General features: G+C 78.6%; 1 pseudogene. It reads right to left on the bottom strand.

The annotated features are described in order from the left end of the window. A pseudogene (locus tag GTW08_RS07825) lies at positions 1-473 on the bottom strand (ATP-dependent helicase); the annotation flags it as partial.

The raw sequence follows: 473 nt of genomic DNA, 5'->3' as shown, positions 1-473 counted from the left end.
GACAGCAGCGCGGGCGCGTCCCGGGTGAGGAACCGGTGGGCTCCGGTGACGTCGAGCTCGAGCCCGGTCGGGCGGGCCCGGCGCAGTGCGGGCACCAGCCCGGGCAGCACCTGCGCGGCCCGCCCCAGCTCGGCCAGCAGCACGTCCTGCGCGCCGGACACCAGCGCGTCGGCCTCCCCGGCCCACACGCCGGCCGCGTCGAACACCAGGCTCGGGTCCTCGGTGGAGCGCAGCGCGAACTGGAGCTCCCACCGGGTGCCGTCGCCGGTCTGGTCGTCGAGGTCCGGGCCGGGGTCGGCCGGGTCGTGCAGTGTGGAGACCTCGGCGAGCCGGAACAGCGCGGTGGCGGCGCCGGGCTGCTCGCGGCCGACGTCGTCCCACACGGCCAGTGCCTCGCGCAGCACCCGCAGCCCGGCGCCGACCGCGGGCAGGTCCGCCGACGGACCGGTCAAGGCGTGCAGCAGCGCCGCCGG

The organism is Pseudonocardia sp. SID8383, assembly GCF_009864975.1.
GTDB classification, from domain to species: domain Bacteria; phylum Actinomycetota; class Actinomycetes; order Mycobacteriales; family Pseudonocardiaceae; genus Pseudonocardia; species Pseudonocardia alni.
The sequence above is the reverse complement of the archived record's forward strand: the minus strand, read 5'-3'. Positions and strand labels throughout refer to the sequence as shown.